The 24,130-nt window shown below is 32.1% G+C and carries 24 protein-coding genes; 19 read left to right on the forward strand and 5 right to left on the reverse strand.

What is annotated here, in order from left to right:
• Positions 1-130 precede the first annotated feature (130 nt).
• Positions 131-1,441, reverse strand: coding sequence for a hemolysin family protein (locus B5G32_RS10615; protein ID WP_087936636.1), 1,311 nt, complete (start codon positions 1,439-1,441; stop codon positions 131-133).
• A 249-nt stretch (positions 1,442-1,690) separates the two neighbouring features.
• Here B5G32_RS10615 and B5G32_RS10620 point away from each other — a divergent pair, with 249 nt between their 5' ends.
• The 5 genes from B5G32_RS10620 (at position 1,691) to proS (ending at position 8,027) form a co-directional block, all read left to right on the forward strand.
• Positions 1,691-2,086, forward strand: a complete 396-nt coding sequence (locus B5G32_RS10620) for a GNAT family N-acetyltransferase (RefSeq protein ID WP_087243965.1) — start codon at positions 1,691-1,693, stop codon at positions 2,084-2,086.
• A gap of 37 nt (positions 2,087-2,123) precedes the next feature.
• Positions 2,124-3,251, forward strand: a complete 1,128-nt coding sequence (locus B5G32_RS10625; protein ID WP_087936637.1) for an exonuclease SbcCD subunit D — start codon at positions 2,124-2,126, stop codon at positions 3,249-3,251.
• Complete coding sequence (locus B5G32_RS10630; protein WP_087936638.1) at positions 3,238-6,312, forward strand: AAA family ATPase; 3,075 nt, start codon at positions 3,238-3,240, stop codon at positions 6,310-6,312. Before B5G32_RS10625 ends, B5G32_RS10630 begins: the two co-directional genes overlap by 14 nt.
• Positions 6,313-6,317: 5 nt before the next feature.
• Entirely contained in the window at positions 6,318-6,527 is a 210-nt protein-coding gene (locus tag B5G32_RS10635; protein WP_087936639.1) for a DUF4177 domain-containing protein, read from the forward strand.
• Positions 6,528-6,590: 63 nt separating this feature from the next.
• Complete coding sequence (gene proS, locus B5G32_RS10640; RefSeq protein WP_087297662.1) at positions 6,591-8,027, forward strand: proline--tRNA ligase; 1,437 nt, start codon at positions 6,591-6,593, stop codon at positions 8,025-8,027.
• A gap of 77 nt (positions 8,028-8,104) precedes the next feature.
• Here the strand turns inward: proS and B5G32_RS10645 are convergent, their stop codons facing one another.
• Complete coding sequence (locus tag B5G32_RS10645) at positions 8,105-8,701, reverse strand: pentapeptide repeat-containing protein (protein WP_087936640.1); 597 nt, start codon at positions 8,699-8,701, stop codon at positions 8,105-8,107.
• 143 nt (positions 8,702-8,844) lie between these two features.
• Here B5G32_RS10645 and B5G32_RS10650 point away from each other — a divergent pair, with 143 nt between their 5' ends.
• From B5G32_RS10650 to B5G32_RS10670, 5 genes are all read left to right on the forward strand, one after another.
• Positions 8,845-9,675, forward strand: a complete 831-nt coding sequence (locus B5G32_RS10650; protein WP_087936641.1) for a pyridoxamine kinase — start codon at positions 8,845-8,847, stop codon at positions 9,673-9,675.
• Entirely contained in the window at positions 9,672-10,313 is a 642-nt protein-coding gene (locus B5G32_RS10655) for a TatD family nuclease-associated radical SAM protein (protein WP_087243972.1), read from the forward strand. Before B5G32_RS10650 ends, B5G32_RS10655 begins: the two co-directional genes overlap by 4 nt.
• Before the next feature lie 12 nt (positions 10,314-10,325).
• On the forward strand, positions 10,326-11,063 hold the full coding sequence (locus B5G32_RS10660) for a tyrosine-protein phosphatase (protein WP_087936642.1): 738 nt from the start codon (positions 10,326-10,328) through the stop codon (positions 11,061-11,063).
• Positions 11,064-11,115: 52 nt separating this feature from the next.
• The gene (locus tag B5G32_RS10665) at positions 11,116-11,550 is read left to right on the forward strand and encodes an MG284/MPN403 family protein (RefSeq protein ID WP_087243974.1); all 435 of its coding nucleotides are present in this window, start codon (positions 11,116-11,118) and stop codon (positions 11,548-11,550) included.
• Between the two features lie 100 nt (positions 11,551-11,650).
• Positions 11,651-12,703, forward strand: a complete 1,053-nt coding sequence (locus B5G32_RS10670; RefSeq protein WP_087936643.1) for a molybdopterin-binding protein — start codon at positions 11,651-11,653, stop codon at positions 12,701-12,703.
• Between the two features lie 333 nt (positions 12,704-13,036).
• Here the strand turns inward: B5G32_RS10670 and B5G32_RS10675 are convergent, their stop codons facing one another.
• Complete coding sequence (locus B5G32_RS10675) at positions 13,037-13,918, reverse strand: LysR family transcriptional regulator (RefSeq protein WP_087297667.1); 882 nt, start codon at positions 13,916-13,918, stop codon at positions 13,037-13,039.
• A gap of 160 nt (positions 13,919-14,078) precedes the next feature.
• Between B5G32_RS10675 and B5G32_RS10680 the strand changes: the two genes are divergently transcribed.
• Both B5G32_RS10680 and guaA read left to right on the forward strand, forming a co-directional pair.
• Positions 14,079-15,356, forward strand: a complete 1,278-nt coding sequence (locus tag B5G32_RS10680) for an adenylosuccinate synthase (protein ID WP_087936644.1) — start codon at positions 14,079-14,081, stop codon at positions 15,354-15,356.
• A gap of 12 nt (positions 15,357-15,368) precedes the next feature.
• Positions 15,369-16,916, forward strand: a complete 1,548-nt coding sequence (gene guaA / locus B5G32_RS10685) for a glutamine-hydrolyzing GMP synthase (RefSeq protein WP_087936645.1) — start codon at positions 15,369-15,371, stop codon at positions 16,914-16,916.
• Positions 16,917-17,156: 240 nt separating this feature from the next.
• Here guaA and B5G32_RS10690 read toward each other — a convergent pair whose 3' ends face one another.
• Positions 17,157-17,954 carry a S1 family peptidase gene (locus B5G32_RS10690; RefSeq protein ID WP_158094014.1) on the reverse strand — a complete coding sequence of 266 codons (798 nt, stop codon included), beginning with the start codon at positions 17,952-17,954 and terminating at the stop codon, positions 17,157-17,159.
• A gap of 30 nt (positions 17,955-17,984) precedes the next feature.
• Positions 17,985-18,461, reverse strand: a complete 477-nt coding sequence (locus B5G32_RS10695; protein ID WP_087936646.1) for a helix-turn-helix domain-containing protein — start codon at positions 18,459-18,461, stop codon at positions 17,985-17,987.
• A 176-nt stretch (positions 18,462-18,637) separates the two neighbouring features.
• Between B5G32_RS10695 and B5G32_RS10700 the strand changes: the two genes are divergently transcribed.
• From B5G32_RS10700 to B5G32_RS10730, 7 genes are all read left to right on the forward strand, one after another.
• Complete coding sequence (locus B5G32_RS10700; protein ID WP_087257617.1) at positions 18,638-18,856, forward strand: MarR family transcriptional regulator; 219 nt, start codon at positions 18,638-18,640, stop codon at positions 18,854-18,856.
• Positions 18,837-19,934, forward strand: a complete 1,098-nt coding sequence (locus B5G32_RS10705) for a site-specific integrase (protein ID WP_087936647.1) — start codon at positions 18,837-18,839, stop codon at positions 19,932-19,934. Before B5G32_RS10700 ends, B5G32_RS10705 begins: the two co-directional genes overlap by 20 nt.
• Positions 19,918-20,280 (forward strand): plasmid mobilization protein, encoded by a 363-nt coding sequence (locus B5G32_RS10710; protein ID WP_087257623.1) that lies wholly within the window; start codon positions 19,918-19,920, stop codon positions 20,278-20,280. The genes B5G32_RS10705 and B5G32_RS10710 overlap by 17 nt, the downstream gene beginning before the upstream one ends.
• A complete protein-coding gene (locus tag B5G32_RS10715; protein ID WP_087936648.1) occupies positions 20,277-21,980 on the forward strand; it encodes a bifunctional DNA primase/polymerase in 1,704 nt (567 codons plus the stop codon). The genes B5G32_RS10710 and B5G32_RS10715 overlap by 4 nt, the downstream gene beginning before the upstream one ends.
• A gap of 163 nt (positions 21,981-22,143) precedes the next feature.
• A complete protein-coding gene (locus B5G32_RS10720; RefSeq protein WP_087936649.1) occupies positions 22,144-22,455 on the forward strand; it encodes a plasmid mobilization protein in 312 nt (103 codons plus the stop codon).
• Positions 22,456-22,493: 38 nt separating this feature from the next.
• Entirely contained in the window at positions 22,494-23,723 is a 1,230-nt protein-coding gene (locus tag B5G32_RS10725; protein ID WP_087936650.1) for a relaxase/mobilization nuclease domain-containing protein, read from the forward strand.
• Between the two features lie 11 nt (positions 23,724-23,734).
• The gene (locus tag B5G32_RS10730) at positions 23,735-23,899 is read left to right on the forward strand and encodes a TnpV protein (RefSeq protein ID WP_143746630.1); all 165 of its coding nucleotides are present in this window, start codon (positions 23,735-23,737) and stop codon (positions 23,897-23,899) included.
• Positions 23,900-24,130: the final 231 nt, after the last annotated feature.

Below are 24,130 nucleotides of genomic sequence, written 5' to 3' on the forward strand. Positions count from 1 at the left end.
CCATGACCCATCATCAGATCATGATTCTCCTATACAGTTTTAAAATTGTGGGAAGAACAGCCTTCCCACAATTTCTTATAATCCAAAACCCCACAACCCCGTGTTATTTTAGATTACCATTAAATTTCAACTAGGCTTTTTTTGTTATAATGACTTCTTTGATACGACGATCTTGAATCTTGGTAATCTGGAAAGTTATGTTATCTATGTGAATTGTTTTCGTTGTACCATCTTTTGGGATAGAACGGAGATGACTGTATATGTAACCACCAATGGTATTGTAGTCTTCATCTTCTGGAAATTGGATACCTGTTGCTTCGATAAGATCTTCAATATCTGTATTTCCATTGACACGCCATTGTGTTTCATTGATTTTTTGAATATCTGGGCGTTCACGTGAGTCATGTTCATCATAGATATTTCCAAAGATTTCTTCAACTAAGTCTTCTAATGTAATGATTCCACTGATACCTCCAAATTCATCAATAGCAATAGCAAAATGAATATTTTTATTTTGCATATCTGCAAATAAATCATCAGCTCTCATGGAATCTGGAATAAAGTATGGTTTTGTAAGAATCTTTTCAAATGGTTTCTTTTTTGTTTGGAGATTCAACAAATAATCTCTGACATGTAAGACACCGATAATGTTGTTTTCATCGTTTTGATAAACAGGATAACGTGATAATCCAGTATTTTGAATGATTTTAATAATCTCTTCTTGAGAGGCATCTGCTGAAATATAAACAATATCAACAGAAGGTGTCATAATTTCAGAAATATCTGTATCATTAAAATCAAAAATATTTTGTAGCCATTCACTTTCATCTTCATCTAAAACGCCACGTTTTTCACCGAGTTCGATCATTGTCAAGATTTCTTCTTCAGTGATGCTATCTTCTTCAGCTTCTGTTTTTAAGTGTAATAGTTTTAAAACGGCATTGGTTGAAAAAGATAAGAATTTGACAACGGGGTTCATAATTTTTGCAATCATTAAAACTGTGCCACATGAGATTTTAGATACTTCATATGGTTTTTGCATGGCAATTCTTTTAGGAACCAATTCACCTAGAATTAAAGTAAAATAAGATAAAATAATTGTAATAACAATGACTGATAGTGTATCAAGGACATTTAATGGGATACTTGTGATTCCTAAATCCTGTGATACCCATTGAACAAGGTATTCTGAAAAGTTATCAGCCGCAAAGGCACTTCCTAAAAATCCAGCTAACGTAATTCCAATTTGAATTGTTGATAAGAATCCAGAAGGTTCTTGTAGAAGAATTAATAAGCGTTTAGCTGTTTTTTCTCCATTTTCAGCTTTTTTCTCTAACTGTGTCTTGTTTAATGATAGTACAGCAATTTCTGTAGCTGCAAAAAAGGCATTTAATAAAATTAAAATAAGCTGCAATAACAATTGCGAGGGTATAGAGTCCATAACTTCACTCTCCTTTTATTTTTTGGCTCTATATGTTTGTGATACAAAAAAAAGACAACTACCACAACACTGCAATAAAAGTCTCGTTATTTCATATATAAAACCGGCTAATAAACTTAGCGTGATGTCGATTATATAACATCATGAAATGATGCTAACTACTCCCTTTTATGTGTTCTATTTTATCATATTGCACGTAACTGTCAATATTGTTATGATAAGAGTATGTAAAAAAGAGGTGAAGCATATATGAAACTTGAATTACTGGAATACGTTCATGAGCATTTGCCTAGGGGCTTTACGCCTTATTATATTTATGCCATTATGGTTGATTCAATAGAAGTGGGGCGTTTAACTTTTAGAGAAGGAACCATGCAACAACACTATTTTGATGGTCATATTGGTTATCATATTGATGAAGCTTATCGTGGCCATCATTATGCTTATCAGGCTTGTTTGCTTTTACAAAAACAATTACAGTTTCATCAGGTGATTTTAACTTGTGATCCTCATAATCAGGCTTCTTTACGTACTATTCAAAAATTAGGCGCAAGATATATAGAAACAAAGGTTATTCCTGCAAAACAGCGTCGTTTTTTTGCGAGTGATGAAAAGGAAAAAATGGTTTTTATTTGGGAAATATAATGTGTTTGTTTTATAATAATGGAAAAGGAGGTATAACATGAAGTTTGTACATATTGGGGATTTACATTTAGGGAAAGTCATACATCAATATTCTTTATTAGATATTCAACGTGAATTGTTATTTGAATTATTAACATATATGGATGAACAGGATATTCGTTTATTAGTCATTGCAGGTGATGTTTATGATCGTTTGATACCAAGTCAGGAGGCAGTGAATTTATTAGATGATTTTTTAAGTCAGGCTTTATTGACTTATCATATTCAGGTTTTAATGATCAGTGGAAATCATGATAGTAGGGATCGTTTACATTTTGCAAGTTCTATTTTATCTAAAAATGGTTTACATATTGAAACATATTTAAAAGAGAATATGGCTTTTGTAGAGTATGGAAAGACAAGGTTTTATTTATTGCCTTTTGTCAAGCCATCACAGGTGAAAATGTTATATCCTAATCAGGACATGCATGATTATCAAAGTGCGTTATCTTTTTATCTTTCCAAGCAAAGTCTTGACCATGATTATCAAAATATACTGGTCACACATCAATTTGTTGGACACTCTAGTGTCACAAGTGAATCAGAAGTTCCATTAAGTGTAGGAGGCAGTGAAATCATTGATGCTTCTTTATTTGATGATTTTGATTATGTGGCTTTAGGACATCTTCATGCACCTCAAAAGGTGAAACGTGAAACGATGCGTTATAGTGGGTCTTTGATGTGTTATTCTTTTGATGAAGTGAATCAAAAAAAATCTATTGTGATTGTGGATACAGATGATTTATCTATCACAACCCATGAATTACATCCACGTCAGACCTTAAAAAAATATCAAGGTACATTTGCACAGTTTATGCAAAATGATTTTATTGAGAAAAAAGATGATTTTTTAGCTTTTGAATTATTAGATGAAACTATTGTTCCTCATGCGATTGAACAACTTCGTGTTTTATATCCTCATCTTTTACAGATCACTTATCAATATTTAATGAAACATAATCAGACAAGTTCATTTCAGCCGATACAATCTATTCAACAGATGGATACTTTGTCATTGTTTGAACAATTTTATCAAGATGTCAAAAGTCAAAAATTAAATGATTTACAAAAAGATGTTGTGAGAACATTATTGGAAAAGGCAGGTGAAGAGAGTGAGAATTATTAAATTAACAATGAATGCTTTTATGACTTATAAAGATTTCACTGTTGTTGATTTTGAAAATATGTTAGATCATGGCTTATATTTAATTAGTGGACCAACAGGTTCAGGAAAAACAACTCTCTTTGATGCGATTACGTTTGCTTTGTATGGAGAAGCCAGTGGTTCACATCGTCATGTTTCTTATTTTCGCAGTGATTTTGCGGATGCAAAAGATGAAACATATGTAGAATTGACTTTTGAATTACATCAGCATATCTATACAATCAAGCGTTCACCGACTTATTATCGTGAAGGCTATAAAACACCTAAAAATGCCAATGCTTATTTAGATGATGGAGAACACATGATTGAAGGAGTTAAAGAAGTCAATGCCAAAATCAAGGAATTGTTGGGTGTTGATGTTCATCAGTTTAAACAGATTGTCATGATTGCACAAGGTGAGTTTACGAAACTGATTTATGCCAGCAGTGAAGAAAGAGAACGTGTTTTACGTCATGTTTTTCATAGTGAATCACTGGTTGTTTTTGAAAATCTATTGAAAGAACAGGTAAAAACTTACAAAGATCAGTTTTTATTATCATCACAAGCTTTATCATCACGTTTTTCCATGTTGCAGCTAGATTCTGCATTTATGGACATGCATCAACAGGAATTCCATCCTTCCTATATTCAGGAAGCCACTTTGGAAAATGAAAAGCTTCATGATCAGTTACAACACTATCAGACATCGTACCAAAATGCGAAGACAAGCTATGATCAGTTTGCGAATCTTTATTATCAAAAACAACAACAAAATCTTCAGTTATCAGAATTACAGCAAATCACACAACAATATCAGACTTTACAAAATCAAGAAAAGATGATGGCTTCATTGAAACATGATTTAGATCAAGTGACAGCCATCAAAGATCATCAATCTTTATTAGACCAGTATCAACAAATCAAACTGTCATATCAACAGGCCTTGAATCAAAAACAAAAAGTTCATAAACAGTTAGAAACTTCTCAAAAACAGTTTGAACAGCTTGAAAGAGAATATCAGCAATTAGAAAAAGAGAAACAACAAAAAGATCAGCTTTTATTAGATATTGATAATACCAAACAATCTTTAGAAAAATATCAACAATATCATCAGCTTCTCCAACAATATCAAAACCAATACAAACAATATCAATCTATGCAAAATGATTATCAAAATTTACAATCACGCTATGAAAAGTTAGACAATCGCATTCAACGTGATCAGGAAAATGTCAATCATTTACCGCGTTTAGAATTGGAATTAGAACAAAATGAGAAAAATGTCAAAGATATTAATAAAAAAAGAGTCATGATTCATGAACTCAGTCAGTTTTATGATGAATGGAAATCTTTAGAAGATCATCACTATGATTTGTCAGTGAATTATCAAAAGAAGCATCAAAAATATGAAGATATATTAGTCAAATATCGCCATGAAGATGAACTTTTCCGTCGTCAACAGGCAGGCATTTTAGCATCTCATTTAAAAGAAAATGAACCTTGTCCAGTCTGTGGCTCAACGCATCATCCTCATTTGGCTCAACTGGAAACATCGGTTTTATCTTCTCATGAATTAGAGAATTTATCTCAACAGGTAGAAGTGCTTAATCAACAACAACAGGAAGCATATCAGGAAGTTTTCCAACAAAATGAATTTGTTCAACAAATGAAAACACGTATTGAGATGTTAAAAAAACAGCTGGATATTCAAGAAGAATTATCAAAAGAAGTTTTTATTCGTTTATTATCTGATATTGTACAGGTTATTGATGAACAGGAAAAAACATATCAGAAAAAATATAATGATGTGATTTATTTAAAGAAGATTCAAAAAAATCTAAAACAGGATCATCTTTTACTTCAACAACAGAATCAATATCTACAGGATATGCAAAATCAGATCATTGATAAAGAAAAACAGTTATCTTTATTACATCAACAATATACACAGCTTCAAGAAGAATATCATTTGTCTAATGAACAAGATATCTCTGTTTTATTGAAACAGCAACAAATACAATTTCATCGTCTTGATCAGCATATTCATGACATTGAAAATCAATATCATCAATGCCAAAAAGATATTTCTGTTTATACGCATCAGCTTGAAACATTCTCTAGTCAAATAGATGATTTAGAATCAAAGCAACAAGCATATACACAGCGTTATCAGGCATTTATTGATCAATACTTTGATAGTGAAGAACAGTTTTTAGATTATCAAAAACGTCAACAGTCTATTTTTAATCAGGAAAAAGATTATCAGAATTATATCATTCAAAAAGAAGCATTAGGGAAACAAAAACAGCTTTTAGAAGAGAAAACCAAAGATTATCACATGACTGATTTGTCTTTAGAAAAACAACAGTTAGATGCATTGGCACAAAAACGTGATGAAACTTATACACAATATCATGAGACTTTACATGTTTATAAGCAAAATCAAGAAACATTAGATCAGTTAGATAAGGATTATCATAAAAATCAGGATATTTTTGAAAAGTATACACTTTATCAGGATTTATATGATTATACATCAGGAAAGAATCCTTTACGTATGTCTTTTGAAAGGTATGTTTTATCAGCTTATTTTGAACAGATTCTCGAATTTGCGAATATTGAGCTATTAAAAATGACACAGGGACGGTTTGCATTGTATCGTAAAAAAGATGTCAAAGGTGTTAAACAACAAGGATTAGATTTAAGTGTTCTGGATTATGAAACGGGAATGATGCGAGATATTCAGTCTTTATCAGGTGGAGAATCTTTTAAAGCGGCTTTATCACTGGCTTTAGGTCTATCATCCATGATCCAAAATTATGCCGGCGGCATTGAATTGAATACGCTATTTATTGATGAAGGTTTTGGGACTTTAGATCATGAATCTATTGATCAGGCTTTATCAGTTTTAATGGATTTAAAGAATGATCATAAGACGATTGGTATTATTTCTCATGTTGATGAATTGAAAGAAAGAATTGATACTCAGATTATTGTAGAAAAAGGACAACAGGGCAGTTCATTACATATTGAAAGGGGATAAGCCAAATGAAACTGATTTATAAATATCATCGCATGTCAGCCAAGATTTCAGGTTTTGGAATCACTGAATATCGTTTTGAAAAGTTGCATGAGATCATTGATAGCTATGCAAGTGAAGGATGGTGTTATGCAGGGTGGATTCCAGTTTTGCAAAGAGGCAATGGTTACATAGAAGAAATAGATTTGGTTTTTGAAAAAGAAAAAGTCGAGTCCTAATTGCTTTTTAGTTAAATTCTTGTATAATAGTAAGGTAAATATTAGAGAAGGGGTATAGAAAAAATGGCAAATAAAGTAAAAAATGATGCGATTACATCAAGAGATGAAGACTTTGCGAAATGGTATACAGATGTTTGTCGTAAAGCCGAATTAATGGATTATTCAAGTGTCAAAGGGTTTATTATCTATCGCCCATATGGTTATGCATTATGGGAAATGATTCAAGCCTATATGGACAAAAAATTTAAAGAAACGGGACATGAAAATGTTTATATGCCGATGTTAATCCCTGAATCATTATTAAAAAAAGAAGCTGATCATGTTGAAGGATTTGCGCCTGAATGTGCAGTTGTCACACGTGGTGGATTAGATGAATTGGAAGAACGTTTATTGATTCGTCCAACATCTGAAACATTATTTTGTGAACATTATGCAAAGATTGTCAATTCTTATCGTGATTTACCAAAATTATATAATCAATGGTGTTCTGTTGTGCGTTGGGAGAAAACAACAAGACCATTTTTAAGAGGTTCAGAATTTTTATGGCAGGAAGGACATACGATTCATGCAACAGCAAAAGAAGCGAAAGAAGAAACAATGCGTATGTTGGATATCTATGAAACAACTGCCAGAGAATTATTGGCTATTCCAATGGTAACAGGTAGAAAAACAGAAAGAGAAAAATTTGCAGGAGCAGAAGAAACATATACAATTGAAGCTTTAATGCATGATGGAAAAGCATTGCAGTCTGGAACATCACATTATTTTGGTGATGGTTTTGCGAAAGCTTTTGATATGAAATTCTTAGACAAAGATAATCAGCTTAAATATGTTTATCAGACTTCATGGGGTGTTTCAACACGTTTACTTGGAGCGATTATTATGGTTCATGGTGATGATAATGGGTTAGTATTACCGCCAAGAGTCGCACCAACACAAGTGATGATTATTCCAATTCAACAACAAAAAGAAGGAATCTTAGATAAAGCTTATGAACTTCAGGCTCAATTACAGGCTAAAGGTATCCGTGTGAAAGTGGATGCGAGTGACAAATCACCAGGATGGAAGTTCTCAGAAGCTGAAATGCGTGGTATTCCATTACGTTTAGAAGTTGGTCCAAGAGATTTACAGAATGGTCAATGTGTTGTCGCTAAACGTGTAAATGGTGAAAAATTAACTTTAGCTCTTGATGAGACATTACCAGAAAAATTAGCTCATTTACTAGATGAAGTTCATGAAGAAATGTATCAGAAAGCTTTAAAATTTAGAGATGAACATATCACTGATGTCACAACTTATGAAGAATTTAAAGACGTTTTAAATAACAAAGGTGGTTACGTTAAAATGCCTTGGTGTGGTGATGAAGCATGTGAAGTGAAGATCAAAGAAGACACTGCTGCAACATCACGTTGTATTGATACAGATGCCCACGCTGATGGGGTTTGTCCAATTTGTGGTAAGAAAGCAAAACATATTGTTTATTTTGCAAGAGCATATTAAAACTATGGAAAAAAGAAATGAACCTCATGATTTGAATTTCCAAATCATGAAGTTCACTTCTAATCACCATAGTTTTTTTATTCCTTGATTTTGACTTTTAATAAATGGATGAGAGCTGGAGCCTGATTATAGGCGATGATAGCCCCAGCAATATCTTGAGAAGATGTCATGATGCCTTCAATCTGACATGAAGATAAATCAATATGAGAAAGTGAAGCATGGAGAAATTCACATTGTCGTAAATCGCATTCATCAAAGCTTGTTTTTGTCATTTTGACTTCTACAAAACTGGCATTTTGTAGACAACAATGTTGAAACTGAACTGTTTTATTATGCATGAATGCAAAATTCGCAAATGAGCATAGACATTCTTGAAAAGTGACCTGATCAAAAATGGATTCAGAAAAATCAGTACCCATCAATTTACAGTTTTCAAAACGGACATGTCTAAAAAGTGTATGATTCAATTTGATATTGGATAAATCACAATGAATAAAAGTGACATTGACAAAATAACTGTTTTCAAAAGAAACATCTTGAAAATCAATATGTTCAAACTGACAATGTTGAAAGTCTTTATGTTTGAAATGACTATCAAAAATAGCTTCATCCTGATAATGTTGATCTATGATTGTGTCTTGAGCTAAATCTGTTTTGAAACAATGCTTATCCATAATGAACTCCTTTTCTGATATTTTTCATTATCATAACATAGAATGATGGAAAATGAAATCATACAGAGTTGTTCCTTTTCAAGATACATTTCTTCTTTTTTAGATGTGTTTGTGATAAAATAGGATAAAAATGAGGTGTAAGTATGCAAAAGAAGATTGCTTTAATTAATGATATGACAGGATTTGGAAGATGTGCGATTGCGGCTATGGCACCTATTGTATCCGCTATGAAGATACAGGCTGTTCCTATTCCTACTGCTATTTTATCAACCCATACCCAATTTCCCGTTTATTATTTTGATGATTATACATCAAGGATGAAAGATTATATCCAGACTTATAAAGATCTGCATTTAGAATTTGATGCCATTGCGACAGGTTTTTTAGGTTCTGAAGAACAGGTTGATATTGTGATTGATTTTATTCAGACTTTTAAAAGAAAAGAAACGTTTATTCTTGTGGATCCTGTGATGGGAGATCATGGAAAATTGTATAAGACATATACACCTGCCATGTGTCAGAAGATGAAAGAACTGATTCAATATGCGGATTTAATGACACCGAATTTAACTGAACTTGTCACTTTAGTTGATCACCCTTACCCTGAGTCTTTGCCTTCATTTGATGAACTCAAAGAGATGTGTGAACAGTTATCAAGACAAGGACCATCTCATATTGTTGTGACAGGTATACCGTTTAATGATAAACAGATTTTAAATTTTATTTATAATAAACATGAAGATTATCAGATTGTAATGGTGGATCGCATTGGTAAAGATCGTTGTGGAACAGGAGATGTTATTGCGGCTGTTATAGCAGGAAGCTATTTGAATGGATTGAGTTTTTATGAAAGTGTCAAAAAAGCAACAGCCTTTGCTTCAAAATGTATTCGCTTTTGTGAACAGACACATGTCCCTCATCATTATGGTTTGAGCTTTGAAGAATATTTATATGAGTTAGGAGAAGATTTATGATTTTATATACAATACACGGCAATGGTTATCAGGATATCAGTGAATTAGCTTCATTAGAAGATGTCACAGTTTATGTTAATTTAACCAATCGTTGTCCTTGTGCCTGTACATTTTGTTTAAGACAGACAAAGGAAATGGAAGAAGGACATAGTTTATGGCTTAAAGAGGAACCGACTGTTGAAGATGTGATCAAAGAGTTTCAAAAATATGATTTAGATGATTTCCATGAAGTTGTTTTCTGTGGTTTTGGTGAACCCTTAGAAAGAGTAGAAGATGTGATACAGATTGCAGGGATTTTAAAGCATTTTCGAAGAGATTTACCTATTCGTGTTAATACCAATGGTTTAGCTTGTTTGATTCATCAAAGAGATGTAACACCTGAATTCAAGGGAAGAATTGATACAGTTTCGATCAGTTTAAATGCTCCTGATGCTAAGGAGTATGATGCATTAACACGCAGTCGTTTTGGGATAGAGTCTTTTCAGGCTATGCTTGATTTTGCAAAGTCTTGCCTAGAGTATGTTCCCTTTGTTGTGATGAGTGTTGTGGATATTATTGGTGAAGAGAAAATAAAGAAATGTCAGGCAATTTGTGATGATTTAGGCGTGACTTTACGTGTCCGTCCTTTTGAAGAATAGGAGAGTGAAAATATGCTATATATGACAAGAGAAGAACGTCAGATTCAATTAGAGAAAATGGTTAATACAAGAGATTTAGGTGGTTATGAAACACAGGGTGGAATGTATAGTCGTGCTCATAAGTATATTAGAGCGGCTGCACCTACTTATGCAACTTCAAAAGACATTCAGACTTTAAAGGATTATGGTGTTAAGGTTGTGATTGATTTAAGAAGTGATTTTGAAAAAGAGTGTCAGCCTAATCCATTTCAAAATGAAAAAGATATTGATTATTATGAAGTGAATTTATTTGATTCTACTAAAGCCGCTATTGTTCCTGAAGAAGTGAAAACTTATAAAGACTTAGGTGGTGTCTATATTTATATGTTAGAAGGGATGAAACATAAATTTAAAGAATTGTTTGATATCTTTGTGAAATATCCTTATGAAGGTGTTATGTTTCATTGTTCTGCTGGTAAAGATCGTACAGGTGTCACTGCAGCTTTATTGTTGGATCTGATTGGATGTCATGAATATGATATTGTCAAAGATTATAGTGAATCTTATGAAAATAATAGAGATATTAATGCGTCTTTGGCACAAATGATGGATAATGAAGAAGCGAAACAATATTTAAGATCTTCACCTCGATATATGATGGAGTTATTGGATTATTTAAGAGAACATTATGGTAGTGCTAAAGAGTATTTATTGGAAATTGGGTTAGAAAATGAAGAAATTGAACAATTAATTGAGAATTTTACAATTTAAAAAAGAAAAATGCCCTCTAAAATGCGTATATAAGTATTAGGAGGGATTTTTTATGGAAAAACATTTAACTTTAAAACAGAAGGATCATGTCGCAAGGAAAATTTATAAAACTTATCAAAGAGCCCAGTTAGATATCCTGTATTTGAATCAGCATTATAATTATTATCCACAGGTTGATATGTTTAAAGTGAAAGACACATCATCTTCATATCATAATGGTGATGAGAAAATGATTAAGCAATTAGAGCGTAAACAGAAATTAGAAAGTTTTGTTGGGATTATTCATCAGATACATAATCATTTATCAAAAGACACTTATGAATTTATTGAACATGAGTATATTAATTATTATCAGGCTTCATGGTGGATGAGCTTTTATTCACGTGCCAGTTATTATCGTATGAAACATAGAGCTTTGGATGAATTTATAGAGTGTATTCAGATATTTTGGAGTGAAGAGGAAATTTTATCTTTGTTGGAGTCATAGTTTGAAAAAGAGTAGAAAAATAAACATTTATTTTATACAATAGAAATAAGAAATTAAACATAGACATGGTTTATAGAATGGATATAAGGAGATTTGATTGATGAATGTAGAAATTATGAATGTTGGAACAGAATTATTATTGGGTGAAATTGTGAATACCAATGCCACACTTTTACAAAAGGTATGCAAAGATTTAGGATTTAATGTGTATTATCAAAGTGTTGTGGGTGATAATCCTCAAAGATTATATGATTGTTTAAAGATTGCTTTTGAACGTGGGGCTGACTGTGTCATCACAACAGGAGGACTCGGACCTACGACAGACGATTTGACTAAAGAACTGTCAGCTAAGTATTTAGGCTTGGAAATGGTTTATAATGAAGAAGAAGCACGAAAAGTAGATATCAAATGTCGCTATTGTACAGGTGTTGACCAGATTCCTGACAATAATTTTAAGCAGGCTTATTATCCTCGAGACGCTTATATTTTAGAAAATGATATGGGAACAGCTAATGGCTGTGCCATGTCTGATGGACAACGTATGATCATTAATTTACCTGGTCCACCTAAAGAACTGCAATATGTTGTTGAACACTCTTTGATTCCTTATCTTACCAAATGGAAACAGGATACGATTTATACTTATGAATATTTAACAATGTTTATTGGTGAAAGTAAGATTGATGAAATGCTGAGAGATTTGATTGAAGGTCAAAAAGATGTTTCTATAGCCTTATATGCTGGAGAAGAAACAGTACGTATTCGTTTGGCTGTTAAAGCATCTTCTCAAGAGGTGGCTGATGCTTTGATGAAAGATGTGAAGATGGAAATAGAACATCGTATGGCTGAATATATCATTCAAGAAAAAGATTTAAAAGCAGCTGTACTCAAAAAACAGCCCAAAATTTCTTTGACATATCATGGTGACTTTCGTTTTTATGATGAATGGTTGAAACCATTGATGCATGAGTCTGCTAATATTCATATCATGGTTGATACAAGACAGGAATCTCTTGGAGAAGTTGTCTGTGTATCTATGAATGATGATTATTTTGAAATTCCAACATTTGTGAAAGCTGAATATTCTTATGCGAAAGTAGAGGCTAGATTTGTAGCAAAACTCTACCAATATATAGTGAGACATAATCAGTAAAAATATGGTACTTTTGAAAACTATTCCTATGTTTGTATGGTGAAAGTGTTTACATTTTAATAAAATTGAAAAAATATTGATAAAATCGACATAATTTTAAATTTTTAGTTGCATGAAAACAAACTTTATATATAATAGGAGTTGTCCAAAGGGACAATGTGTATATCATATCATAATATTCCTCGATATACATGGAAAGCAAAGTATTCATATAATTTACTCAAAATGATCCCTGTTAGAGGCAGCAGTCTAACAGCCAAATAGTGAACAGCAGCGCTATGGATCGATATAAGAAAAGAGCGATATTTCAGGGTGTATCGCTCTTTTCTTATGTCATTCATTTTGAAAAACTGGTAAAAGTTCAATGAATTTGGATGTGGCAGGAGTTAATGTCTTGCGTGAAAGATAAGCATATCCAATGCTACGTTTAGGTAAAGCATGTGTGAGATTTACTTCATAAATCTGGTGACTATCCAGTTCATGTTGTGAGAATTCTTTAATCACACAAGCTTTTCCTAAATGATTTTTAGCAGCTTCTAAAAGGAGATTATGAGAACCCAGTTCAATGCTGGGGTTTAATAAGAAGCCTTGCATAGCAAAATAGTCATCAACAAACTGTCTGGAATTTGAATTTTTCTCTAACATGATGAGAGGTTCATTCACAAGCTCTTCCATTGTATATGAATGAGAGTCTTGATGTGAGCTGACAAAAATATCATGAATTTGTAAACATTCACGAATGGTAATGGCTTCATCATAAAGAGGCATATTAATAAATCCCAAATCAATATCTCCTGTTTTTAATAAGTCTATGATTTCCAGACTGGTGCGATTGACCATCTTGATTTTGACATGAGGATAATGCTGGTGAAAAAGAACAAGATAAGGCATGATATAGTTTTCGCTTAATGTGTCACCGGCACCTATAAGCAGTTCTCCCTGATTTAATTCATGAAAATGGGCAATTTGATTTTCAGCACTGGTAATTAAGGATAAGGCTTCAGAAATCTTCTGATGGAGGATTTGTCCTTCTTTAGTTAAAATAACCCCTTTAGATTGACGAATAAATAGCTGCGTATGTAATTCTTTTTCTAAAAGACGAATGGCCTGACTGACAGCGGATTGTGAAATAAAGAGATTTCTGGCAGCGAGAGAAAAAGAAAGCGTTGAGGCGGCCTCATTAAAGATTTTATATTGTTCTAGTTTAATGTTCATATTAGCTCTCCTTATATCAATGTTTTTAAATATTAATTTTACTAATGTTTTGTTTTATTTTATAATAGAAGTGTTGATACGTCAATTATGATAAATTTTGATTGTATATAAGAGTCATATTTTATATAATATTGATGTAAAAAAGAAAGGATGAAGTTTTATGGCTGGTGTGGTTGTAGTAGGAAGCATGTGGGGAGATGAAGGTAAAGGAAAAGTTACTGATTATCTTGCCCAAAAAGCTGATGTTGTCGTACGTTATGCAGGAGGAAACAATGCAGGACATACAATTGTATATGATGGAAAGAAATTTGCATTGAAATTAATACCTTCTGGAATTTTTAGTGGACATGAAGTTATTATGGGAAATGGGATGGTTGTTAATCCTAAAGCCTTTTTGGAAGAGGTCAAATATTTAAATGATGCGGGTATTGATACAAGTAAGATTCGTGTGAGTGATCGTTGTCATGTGATTTTACCTTATCATCTTGAAATTGATGCGATTCAGGAAGCAAGAAAAGGAGATCATAGCATTGGGACAACAAAACGTGGTATTGGACCATGTTATATTGATAAGTATAGTCGTATTGGTATTCGTATGGGTGAGTTTATTGATGAAGACTTATTTTTAGAAAGATTAAAAGAAACTTTCCCAATGAAAGTGATGGAATATCCTGAATTAGAAGGACAATTCACTGTTGAAAGTATTTTTGAAGAATATAAAGAATATGCCAAAGTGATCAAACCACTTGTTTGTGATACAGGAATGTTGTTAGATCAATATTTACGTGAAGATCGTAAAGTGTTATTTGAAGGTGCGCAAGGCGCTATGTTGGATATTGATTATGGAACTTATCCATATGTGACAAGTTCTCATCCAGGTGCTAATGGAGTGAGTGAAGGGACTGGTATAGGGCCTTTATATATTAAAGAAGCGATTGGGATTATCAAATCATATACAACACGTGTAGGAGCTGGACCTTTCCCAACAGAATTACATGATGAAGTTGGAGATTTCATTCGTGAAAGAGGACATGAATATGGAACAGTGACACATCGTGCAAGACGTACAGGATGGTTTGACGCTGTGGTTGTGAATCAATCACGTAGAATGTCTAGTTTAACAGGAATTGCTTTGATGTTATTGGATGTTTTAAGTGGATTAGATACCATTAAAATCTGTAAAGCTTATAAATATAAAGGTGAAGTGATTCATGGTTTACCTTCTACAATTAAAGGTATTGAAGAAGTGGAACCTATTTATGAAGAAATGCCTGGATGGAAAGAAGATATTACACATGTGAAATCTTTTGAAGAATTACCAGTCAATTGTCAAAACTATATCAGACGTATTGAAGAATTAATTCATTGTCCAATTGTCATGTTCTCAGTTGGACCAGATAGAGAACAGACAGTTGTTTTAAAAGATATTCAATTTTAAGGAGGGAAATGAGTGAAGAGAGAATTAGTCATTGTTTTAGACTTTGGTGGTCAGTATAATCAGTTAGTGGCTAGACGTGTTCGAGAATGTAATGTTTATTGTGAAATTTATTCATATAAAACTGATCTTGAAAAGATTAAAGAAATGAATCCTAAGGGAATTATTTTAACAGGTGGACCTAACAGCTGTTATGAAGCAGATTCACCTACATATTCAAAGGAATTATTTGAACTGGGTATTCCTGTTTTAGGATTATGTTATGGGGCACAATTAATGCAACATGTTTTAGGTGGTAAAGTAGAACGTGCTGATGTGAGAGAATATGGAAAATCTCATTTGATTGTGAGTAAAGAAAATTCAGCTTTATTTACGAATGTGCCTAAAGAATCAACTTGCTGGATGAGTCATTTTGATTATATTTCTGAGATTGCTGATGGATTTGAAATCTCATCTTATACAAAAGATTGTCCAGTGGCTTCATGTGAAAATGAAGCAAAGAAATTGTATGCCATTCAATTCCATCCTGAAGTTTTACATACAGAATATGGAAAAACAATTTTATCTAACTTTGTCTTGAATGTTTGTGGATGTTCAGGAGATTGGCGTATGGATTCATTTGTTGAAGAACAAATCAAAGCGATTAGAGAAAAAGTTGGAGATGGAAAAGTTTTATGTGCCTTATCTGGTGGAGTGGATTCATCAGTAGCAGCTGTTTTACTTTCTAAAGCGATTGGAAATCAATTGACTTGTGTATTTGTTGATCATGGATTACTTCGTAAAAACGAAGGCGATGAAGTGGAAGCTGTTTTTGGACCTGAAGGGCCATATGAATTAAACTTTATTAGAGTGAATGCGCAAGAAAGATATTATGAAAAATTAAAAGGTGTGACTGAACCTGAAGCGAAAAGAAAAATTATTGGTGAAGAGTTCATTCGTGTCTTTGAAGAAGAAGCAAAAAAGATTGGGGCTGTTGATTTCTTAGTTCAAGGAACAATCTATCCAGATGTTGTTGAAAGTGGATTAGGTGGAGAATCTGCGGTCATCAAGTCACATCATAACGTAGGTGGACTTCCTGATTATGTGGATTTTAGAGAAATCATTGAACCATTAAGAGATTTATTTAAAGATGAAGTGCGTAAAGTGGGATTGGAATTAGGTATTCCTGAATATTTAGTATTCAGACAACCATTCCCAGGACCAGGACTTGGTATTCGTATTATTGGTGAAGTGACTGCTGAAAAAGTCAGAATTGTACAAGATGCAGATGCTATATATCGTGAAGAAATTGCCAATGCTGGATTAGATCGTACAATTGGTCAATACTTTGCAGCACTGACAAATATGCGTTCTGTTGGTGTCATGGGTGATGAAAGAACTTATGATTATGCAATTGCTTTACGTGCTGTCAATACAATTGACTTCATGACTGCAGAAGCTGCACAAATTCCTTATGAAGTCTTAAATAAAGTGATGTCAAGAATTATTAACGAGGTTCGTGGTGTGAATAGAGTATTCTATGATATTACATCAAAGCCTCCTGGGACGATAGAGTTCGAATAAAAAGGTAACTTAAAAATAGCCGATAAATAAAGCATATTTTGAATATTAAAAAGAAAATGACCTTAAATTGACCTTAAAAAGTCAAAGAATGGGTCATTTTTTAATTATGTATAAAAAAGAATCGTTTGGTATTACGATTCTTTGATTTCTAAATGAAAAATCTAGCTTTTAAACTAATTATTAGTTATATAGAATAAAAATTCTCAAAATATGTATTGGTTAAATTTAGTTATATCTTTATCAATTATCTGTAGGCATACTGTCAATTAACTCTTTAATAGCAGTAGCTTTATAAACAATACCTAATCCTAAAATTTCTTCCGAAAGCAATTGAGTGCCCGTTTGAATAGATTTAATTTGATTGTTTCGAATCATTGTAGCTGATACAATTCCTAATAACTTAATATCTTTTTTACCTAAATTAATTTGTCCATTTTTGAAGTTTTCGTAAGTTAAATCAATATATACTGGACTCCCACTTGAACCAGGGAAAACTTGTGCATCAATGATAAATACATCATCTCCGTTATAGTTGTATTTTGGATGACTTGCAATCATTCCAGTACGTATTAAGGGTAAATTATTTTGTTTGTCATATCTATTATCAGGATATCCAACAAAAAATACATTTTCTGCAATACTTAATTCTGGTTCATCAAATGATGCTAACATATCATAGTCTACTGTTTTAAAGTATAATTGGTTAGGAAACATAATAAATAATCTTGTACACTCTAAAATCGCAATATCTATATTAGGATTAGGATGTTGAACAATGCTATCTTTTATATCAGTGATGGGAATACGAACCGTATTTCCTAAATCGGGGTTATTGTCTTTTGATTTTGTAAAAGTTATTGTAATAGAATTGGCATTGCACAAAACATGTTTGTTTGATATCAAATAAACTTTATATTTATCTTCTCCAACAGGACGTTGTAATAAAAAACCAGTTCCTATTGAAAAAAGATTACCATTTTCATTAATACATTCGATTCTTAATGTAGTGAATAAAACTTGTTCAAAAATCGTTGCCACTAATATATCCTCCTTTTTATTATTTTTTTTCTAACCATTTTTTCTAGGATCTTTATTGATATTCTTTTTTGAATATTCTGGGTATTTTAGCATCCACTCTATAAATTGACTTTTAGTTATTGTACCGTTTTGGAATGCTTCGTATTCATCATACCAATCATGTAAGCTTTCAACGAGTGAATCCATTGCAATATTTTTATCTATAGTTAAATATACTTTACCATCAATTTTTATAGGATGTAGACCATAAGAGAAATAATATTCAAATAAATTATACATGGCTCCATAATATGTATTAATATCAGGGTTATCTAATGCCCATTCATTAACATCCAAGATACGAGCCATTTGTTCAATAATGTCTTTTCTAGGCATTTTTTTATCTGATTCATATTGGGATATACGTACATCGGCTTGTCTTTCAGGTATGTTCAAATTCATCCCTAATTGTTTCATTGTAAATCCTCTGAAATTTCGTATTCTCTTTAGTCTTTGACCAAATGACATAAATATACTCACCCCTTTCCCCTTAATTATAGCATGCATATCTTTAATGTAAAGAATATACTAAACTAAAATGATTAAAAATTAAACTAAAAAAATTAGAAAACATATTGACTTAATCTATAAAGATTAGTATTATAATATTGTACTAACTTTAAAAGATTAGGAGGTTGAGAAAAATGAGTACAGAATTATTTATTAAGGCATCAGAAATAGCCGAAATCATGGGAAAATCTAAATCCTATGGATATAAGGTTGTAAGAACATTAAATAAGGAGTTGTCTGATAAAGGTTACATGATAGTTGAGGGACAAACCAACAGACAGTATTTTTATGAAAGATTTTATGGAATGATACCAGAAAAAGGAGATGATAAAAATGCCGGTATATCAAAATGAAAAAAATAAAACTTGGTTTGTTAAGTGTTATTACAAAGATTGGCAAGGAATAAATAGACCACACACTAAACGTGGATTTTTAAGAAAAACCGATGCCCAAAACTATGAACGTGAGTTTAAACTAAAAAAAGCACATTCTACTGATATGAAATTTTCTGATTTTATTGAAATATATGAGAGAGATTGTTTAGCTAGACTAAAGTACAATACAAATATGACGAAAAAATATTTGATAAAAGATAAAATTCTTCCATATTTTGAAAATAGAAAATTAAATGAAATAACACCAGCTGATGTTATTGAATGGCAAAATACTTTGTTGGCTTATAGAGATAGTAAAGGTCATTGTTATAGTCAAACCTATTTAAAAACAATTCATAATCAATTGAGTGCTATATTCAATTATGCATGTAAATTTTATAATTTAGCAGATAATCCAGCCAGAAAAGCAGGAAATATGGGAAAAGAGCAATATGGAGAAATGTTGTTTTGGACAAAAGAAGAATATATTAAATTCTCAGAGTCAATTATGGACAAGACAATTAGCTATATGGCATTTGAACTCTTATACTGGTGTGGGATTAGGTTAGGTGAGTTGTTAGCATTAACACCTGAGGATTTTGATTTGAAGACAGATACAGTCTCTATTACAAAGTCATATCAACGATTACAAGGTAAAGATTATATCACTGATCCAAAAACTAAAAAAAGTATTAGAAAAATTAAAATGCCCCATTTTTTGACAGAAGAAATTGAAAATTATATTATTTCAATCTACAAATTAGAAAAAAATCAGAGAATATTTCAGATTACTAAATCGTTTCTTCATCATGAGATGGATCGAGGATGTAAACTTGCAGGCGTAAAAAGAATTCGTATTCATGATTTACGACATTCACATGTATCTTTGTTGATTGAGCTAGGATTTACACCATTAGCAATTGCAGAACGAGTAGGACATGAAAGTATTGATATAACTTATAGATATGCACATCTTTTCCCAACAAAAGGTGCAGAAATAGCAAATAAGTTGGATAAAGAAAAAGAGGAGGCAATGACATATGTCTGCAAAGAATAATGATATGCAAGGGAGATTTCGTAGAATCGTTGTTGCATTTCGTGTTTCACAAGAAGAAAGTGATGTAATTAATCGAATGGTTGCCTTATCTGGTCTAACTAAACAGGATTATCTTATTCGATGTACAAGTAATACTGACATTGTTGTTCAAGGTAATCCATATGTATATCGCTCTTTGAAATATGAACTAAATCATTTTATTGATGAGTTTAAACATTTGGGGAATTTAGAGGAAATAGAATTAGATGATTTAATAGTATTAAGGCGAGTTTTGGAAATTGTTATTGCAATGCATGATAAAAAAATGGCACAAATTAAAGTTCAAAAAGAGTCACCTGAGAAATGAAGTCCTTACAATCTGAAGCTTTAATTTATGCTCAAAATCATTTTAAAATATTTCCGCTAAAAGTCAATTCAAAAAGTGAACAAGTCTTAAAATCTTGGAAAGAAGAAGCGGTAGATGATATTGATCAAGTAACAAAATGGTGGAATAATAATCCATTATATAATATTGGATTGAAAACAGGAAATGGTTTAGTTGTTATTGATGTTGATTGCAAAAATGGCAAGAATGGCATGGAACAATTAAAGCCATTTCTTGCCAACTTTCCTAAAACAAGAATAGCGAAGACTTGTAATGGTGGATATCATCTCTATTATAAGGTAAACAGAGAAGTTCGTAACTCGATTGCTTTAATGGAAGGAATAGATGTACGAGGTGATGGTGGTTATGTATTAGCACCTCCCAGTGTTGTTGACGATAAATCTTATGCATGGGTCAACAATCTGCCGATAGCTGAAGCAAATGATGCAGTGTATGATTTTCTTTCTAAAACGAAGAAAGACACAACGAAGTCATTGGATGATTGCTGTTTGATTCAAGAAGGGAAAAGAAATGACTACTTATTTAAAATGGCATGCTATTTACAGAAGAAAGGATTTCATGACGAATCGATTAGGCTTTGTATTGCTAAAGAGAATGAGAAGCGTTGCTACCCATCGTTAGAGATGAAAGAAGTCAATAGTATCTGTTCAAGTGCTTTAAACTATGATAAAGGCTTTATTCAAACGAAAAGAGAAGTGGAGTATGGCGGAAGATTTACTGCAAAAGAATTATTAGCATCCGATATAAAAGAAGAACAGGATATTGTGGAAGATATGATTCCTATTGGTTTAACTTTGATTGGAGCTCCACAAAAAACTGGAAAGACATTCTTTGGATTACAGCTAGCCGATGCAATTGCAAGTGGTAAAAAATTCTTAGGTAAAAATGTGAAACAAGGAACAGCCTTATATCTAGCATTTGAAGATCATAAGAATAAGATACAAAAGCGATTAAAAACAATGAAGATTGAAGAAAAGGATAATCTTGTTGTTGATGTGCTGAAGTCAGATAATTATTTTGACTTAGAAAAAAGAATTCAAAAGGAGTTAGAAATCAATAAGGATTTGAGAGTGGTCGTTGTTGATACCTTTGCAAAGATGAGAAGAAATAAAGATAGAGATTATGATTCGGAATATTCTGAATCAACGTTGTATCATGAACTAGCTTTTAAATATAATTTGTCGATCATTCTAATCACTCATGTGAAAAAGGAAATAGATCCTAATCATCCTTTTGATTCCATTTATGGAAGCAGAGGGATAATAGCAGGAGCGGACAGTATTATCGTTTTGTTTAAAAGAAATTTCTTGTCCAAGAACCGACAGTTAGCAATTCAAGGAAAAGATTTTCCTGAGGAAGAACTGACGATCTGTCAAAATGAGATGTGTCTTTTTGAAATCGTTGAAAATGACTTCGATGAACAGATTGATGAGAATCTCAGTAAGGTCATCAACTTCATTGTAAGAAATAAAGTTTATGAGGGATCTCATGAAACCTTATGCTCTAAATTATCATTAAAGCTAAGAGGAAAGGGACTGCAAATTCTTCTAACCAAAAATAAAGATTTTCTTAAAGACTCATTCATAACGTATGAAATTCTACCGAGAACAAATAAGGCAAGACTAATGAGATTGGTTTATGAAGGTGATGAAGAAACATAAAAATTGGTGACGGTGTGACGGTGTTTCGGTATAGCAAAGTGTCCGTCACACCGTCACTCGTCACTTCAATTAAAATTCACGATATATGTATTAGCAAGCAACGTATTTTGTCCCCAAAATACAAAATCATAAGCTGGTACGACCAGCAAGATTGGAGGTTCATATGAAAAGAAATCATGAAATTAAGATACGATTTAATGATGATGAATTCAAAATCTTAAACAATAAATTAGAAAAAACAAGCTTAAGTAGAGAAGCATTTTCTAGAGCTTGCATTTTAGGTAAAGAGATAAAAGTACCGCCTGATCTAGAATATTATAAATTAAAAAACGAGTTCAATCATATCGGTAATAATCTAAATCAGATAGCAAGAGCATTGAACAATAGACAAGACATATCACTAAAAACCATCATGGAAACCATCAAAGAATTACGACAAATGATCAAGAATCTTGATGAAAAAGTTAGGGGCTGATCAAAGCAGTAACATCAATTTGGGCTATCCGAGATCGTTTGGATAACGTTATCAAGTATGTCGAAGATGAAAAAAAGACGATGCAAACGGTCTTGGATTACATCAGCCAAGATAATAAAGTCAAACAAAAAAAGTATGTAACTTGTCTTAATTGCGATGCATTCAATCCATTAAAATCGATGCAGATGACCAAAAAATTGTTCCATGATCATAAAAGAATCGTAGCATTTCATGGTTATCAGTCATTTAAAATAGGTGAGGTTGATGCAAATATTGCGCATGAAATTGGTGTAAAGCTTGCACAAAAAGTGTTTGGAAATCGTTTCGAAGTTGTTGTTACCACTCACTTAGACAAAGACCATATTCATAATCATATCTTATTAAATTCAACTTCATTCGTTGATGGCAAACGATTCTGTAATACCAAAAAAGATTACTGGAACATGAGAAATACATCCGATGAACTATGCAAAGAATATGGATTATCTGTCATCGAAGATCCATCCTACGATTCAAAAAAGTTAAATTATCATATCATGAAAACCTATATGAATGACATTAAAAAAGATATCGATACTTTGGTAAAAGAAAGCAATTGTATTAGGGATTTAAAGGATAATATGAAAAAGAAAGGGTATGAGTTCGATAGAATTGATGAAGAAGATGTTGTTTTTCATCCGTATTGTAATGAACCAATCTATCTAAAATCATTAGGAGAAAGGTATCATCTTGATGAAATTGAAGAAAGATTGACTGACAAATGGATTCTTCCTCAAAACGTTGAACATACACAAAGCTATTATCAATGTAAGGAATATTATCAACTTTATAAAAGAAAACAGTTACCTAAGCTAGCAGGAATACATGTTGCTTATCTTATTTCAATTAATATCTTGCCTACAAGAAAGCAACATATATCTAAAGAAGCAAGACAAGCACTCAAGAAAATGGATCAATATTCTAGAGAAATTGAACTTCTTGCCAAGAACAAGATAGAAGATATCTATCAATTAAATAACTATCAACAACAAAAACAAGATGAACTCAATGACTTATTAAAGCAAAGACAAGGTTATTATTATCAACGACAACGAGCAAAAACAATGGTTGAAAAAGAAGAATGGTCAGCAAGAGCCAAGTTGTTTACACCTGATATTAAGAAACTAAGACTTCAAATAAAAGCGTGTGAGAACATCAGAAATCGTAGCTTTGATAAAGACATTGAAAGAATAGCACAAAAGAAAATCAAACAAAGAGATGCAAGATAGGAGGAAAAAGTATGAAAGGAATCAAGTATAACAGAGTAGGAGATTATGAATTCCCTGAATTAAAACAAGAAAGCCCCTTACCAAATTTATCAAGATTTGGAAGAGAATATCTAAGAATATTAAAAGAAAAACATCCAGGACATTATTTGTTGAATGCCAAATTAAATGATAAATAGTTCTTCAATTTATTTGGTTAGGATACAAGGTGAGATAACTATAATATTCAAATTAAATTGTCCGAGCTATTTATATTATTTGCTACGTGATATAACTAAAAAATGCATCTAAGATGCACTTTTTTTGTTATAGTTTTCAAACACCGATTTAATTCCATATGCAATTCTAAGACTTATATCTAAATCTTCGAACACCTCGTATATTGCCTCTGTATTCCAGAATATATCCGT

The organism is Massilimicrobiota sp. An80 (assembly GCF_002159255.1).
Classification (GTDB): Bacteria; Bacillota_I; Bacilli_A; order Erysipelotrichales; family Coprobacillaceae; genus Allocoprobacillus; species Allocoprobacillus merdigallinarum.